The sequence below is a fragment of the Sphaerisporangium sp. NPDC088356 genome (genome assembly GCF_040685555.1).
Taxonomy (GTDB): Bacteria; Actinomycetota; Actinomycetes; order Streptosporangiales; family Streptosporangiaceae; genus Sphaerisporangium.
Window position 1 is genome coordinate 1 of sequence record NZ_JBFBIK010000243.1, and the last position, 3,047, is coordinate 3,047.

The window sequence follows — 3,047 nt, forward strand, 5'->3', positions numbered from 1 at the left end:
GGGTGGTGTTGTCCGAGGAGCGGCGCACCTGGTACAGCGGGCCGTTGTAGGAGCCATACAGGGCACGGGTCGTGCTGTGCGCCGCCACACACGGCGTGCCGCCCGCGGCGTAGATGTCACAAGGGAGCGACCCCGCGGCCTGCGACGTCCCCGCGGTGCCGGTGACGAGGCCGGCGATGAGGGCGAGCGTCGCGCCTGTGGATAGAAATGCCCTTTTGAGATTCCGCAGTACGGGTCGGGAGAACATCGAATCCTGTGCCCTTCTTCGGCTGGACCGGGGATGCGTACGGACTTCTAGGCGGGATCGGAGAGTGGGGCACAGTTGTTAACGTTAACATATTTGGATGAGTTCAGCGGGTGGTGCGTCGTAGGCGACCACTCGGTATGTGTTAGCGCTAACATTCGCGCCCGAGGTCGGACCTTCTTTGCCGGACGGTTTGTGGTGGTGCGGCGGAGCAAATACGACGACGTGGGTCCCGTCAAGTCTTGGTCCCGGATCCCCGCCCGGCCGATCGGCTGTCACGCCCTCTTGCAGGACATGTCACATCACGCGGGGATGGCCTGTGATGAAAGTTTCATCTACGGTGGCACGCCGCGCGGGGCGACGTCGGCTGTGGGCATTCTCCAAACCTGGGTTGAGTACCCGTGGCGCGCGCTTCACCACCTGGTTCGGCCTCGCCGGACTGCTGATGGCGGGGGTGTACGTGTGCGCCGTGCTGCTGCTGCTCAGGACGCCCCTCCGGGTGGTGCTGCACCGGGTCTTCACCCCGCTCGGCCGGATGGCGCTGACCAACTACCTGTCCGCCACGGTCATCGTCCTGGTGGTCGCCCGCCTCGGCGGCGGCTCGCCGGACGACTGGTCGTCGGCGACGGTGCTCCTGATCGCCGGGGCCATCCTCGTCACGAGATCTTCAAGGGCGAGTGGAGCGACGAACTCGTCTACGCGATCCTCAAGCAGGAGTGGACCCCCACGGCCTGACCGGGCCCGCTCAGCGGGAATCCCTCACCCACGCCCAAACCGTTCCGCGCGGATCACTCACCCAAGCCCGAACCGTTCCCCCGTCAGCGCCGCGCCGCCCTCCCAGGCACGGCACTTCGGCGGCTCGGCCCCCACCCGTTCACTGCTCGCGGACGCTCTCGGCCACGACCGTCAGCTCACCGTCGCCGAACCGGGCGGCGTCGATCGTGACGGAGACGCCGACACCCGGCCGCACCAGCCAGACCACCTGAGCGGCGGCCTTCAGACCGGGATGGGCGCCGACCTGGACCTTGGTCCACGAGGCCGGGTCGCGCTCGTGGTACTCCGACATGAAGTCACCCAGATCGCCGAGCGTGCCGAAGCGGTCAGCGCGCACGATGATGACCGTCAGGTCGACGGCATGCCCATCGTCGCCGGTCTCCCGCTCCCAGACCCGCGAGGTGAACCCGACCCCGTCCTCCGGCTCGTACGCGAAATCCGACGCGCTCGCGCCCGCGCCACCTGGCACGTACCCGATCACGAACCCGTCCAGCACTCCGCCACCCTCAAGCATCCCCGCCCCACCCTCCACCATCACCGGCCCGGCCACCGCCAGGCCCGAGCCACCCTCCACCAGCACCGGTCCGGAATCCACCAGCATCGGCCCGGCCATCGCCGGCCCCAGCCCGGCCACGATCACCAGAACGCGCAGCGCCGTCGACACCCGACGATACTGACACACCCCGGAGTTCCCGCCATGGCTTTCCGGTGTCCCTCTTCGGCGCCGACGGATCAGGGCGACGGCAGTACCGGCAGTTCACCCGGATAAGCGTCCACGGGCGCGTCAGGCACCCACACGATCATCGCGGCGAGCGTCCGCGACCGGATGCGCGGCCCGGCGTCAGCCGCCGGGGCAGTCGTTGTCCCCGCCGCTGTGCTCGACGCAGTAATTGGAGGGCAAGGGGCTCCTCGGCTGGGCCGGGTCCGCACGGTTGCCGCTGGCGACGACGGCGAAGACGAGCAACGCGCAACCCACCGTGGCGATGGCGAAGAACAACATGGCGGCCTTCCGCCGGGTGGCCCCGGCGATGAACGCCGCGATCGCGGGTGCCCCGACCATGACGAACGCGGTGGCGGTCAAGTACCGCGCGAACACGTCGTGGTTCGAGGGGCCACCGGTGGCCACCCCTCCTTCACCGAGCCCCCGCACGAGGAGGTACGGGGTACCTATCAGCCACACCAGCGTCAGGACGGCTAGGGCGGCGGAGCTGCGCGTCGTCGGATTCCCGGCTCTGGGTTCCACACCTCATTCTGCCCCGGACCAACGGGGTCCGCGTACGTGCGGATCAGGACGATCTCGATCCTGGGCACGATCGGCATCGTGCTGATCTGCGTGGCGCCCGACAGCGGCTACCCACTGTGGATGAAGATCGACCAAGGAGTGGTCGGCCTGCTGCTGGCGGGAGTCGCCGTCCTGGCCACCCGGCACGCCGTACGAGCGGCGTTCCCGAAGCCCGCCCGTCCTGGCAAACTGGGCTGACCAGGCCCGGCGGACCGGCCGCCGCCGCCAATCCCGCCCACGTACGTGCGGTCCAGCAGATCGCCGTCAACGCGGCGCCGACCCTGAACGGCACGCAGGACAGGGCCCTCGACCTGCTGGCCGAGCTGTTCGAGCAGGGCGCCCGGGCCGGTGAGTTCCGCGTCTTCGACGCGCAGCTCATGGTGACCCTCCCGCGCGACCATCGACGCCGTCGCCGCCCGGCTCCTCACCCACCTCGACCCCGCCGTCACCGCCGAGGAACTGGTCACCACCTTCGACTTCGCCACCCGCAACTGAGCCCGGTTTCAGCGGATTCTCCAACGCACGTAAGGAGACCGTCGAGGAATTCCTCAAGCTCACCGCATAGCCTCCGGTCACCCTCACCGGAAACGAGCCGCCGCCACGGCCGACGCCCGGTCACCCTCACCGGAGACGAGCCGGCGCCCGTCCTGCGTCATCCGGCCGTTCGCGTCCATCCCGAGGCCGGGTCGGCCGTGGTCATGGCCGTCTTCGCGTCCAGCTCCCAGCCTTTCGCGTACGCCGCGGCGA

At 69.3% G+C, this 3,047-nt stretch carries 4 protein-coding genes and 1 pseudogene; 2 read left to right on the top strand and 3 right to left on the bottom strand.

The window, feature by feature from the left end; genetic code table 11:
* Nucleotides 1–247 (bottom strand): arabinofuranosidase catalytic domain-containing protein (locus tag AB0O34_RS36500; protein ID WP_363923535.1); only part of this gene is annotated, 247 nt, incomplete at its 3' end.
* Between the two features lie 442 nt (nt 248–689).
* On the opposite strand from AB0O34_RS36500, the pseudogene AB0O34_RS36505 reads away from it, so the two are divergent.
* A pseudogene (locus AB0O34_RS36505) lies at nt 690–845 on the top strand (DUF418 domain-containing protein); the annotation flags it as partial.
* Between the two features lie 273 nt (nt 846–1,118).
* On the opposite strand, the gene AB0O34_RS36510 reads toward AB0O34_RS36505, so the two are convergent.
* The gene (locus AB0O34_RS36510; protein ID WP_363923541.1) at nt 1,119–1,682 is read right to left on the bottom strand and encodes a hypothetical protein; all 564 of its coding nucleotides are present in this window, start codon (nt 1,680–1,682) and stop codon (nt 1,119–1,121) included.
* Nucleotides 1,683–1,859: 177 nt separating this feature from the next.
* Complete coding sequence (locus tag AB0O34_RS36515) at nt 1,860–2,261, bottom strand: hypothetical protein (RefSeq protein WP_363923537.1); 402 nt, start codon at nt 2,259–2,261, stop codon at nt 1,860–1,862.
* A 36-nt stretch (nt 2,262–2,297) separates the two neighbouring features.
* Between AB0O34_RS36515 and AB0O34_RS36520 the strand changes: the two genes are divergently transcribed.
* On the top strand, nt 2,298–2,498 hold the full coding sequence (locus AB0O34_RS36520; protein WP_363923539.1) for a hypothetical protein: 201 nt from the start codon (nt 2,298–2,300) through the stop codon (nt 2,496–2,498).
* Nucleotides 2,499–3,047 lie beyond the last annotated feature (549 nt).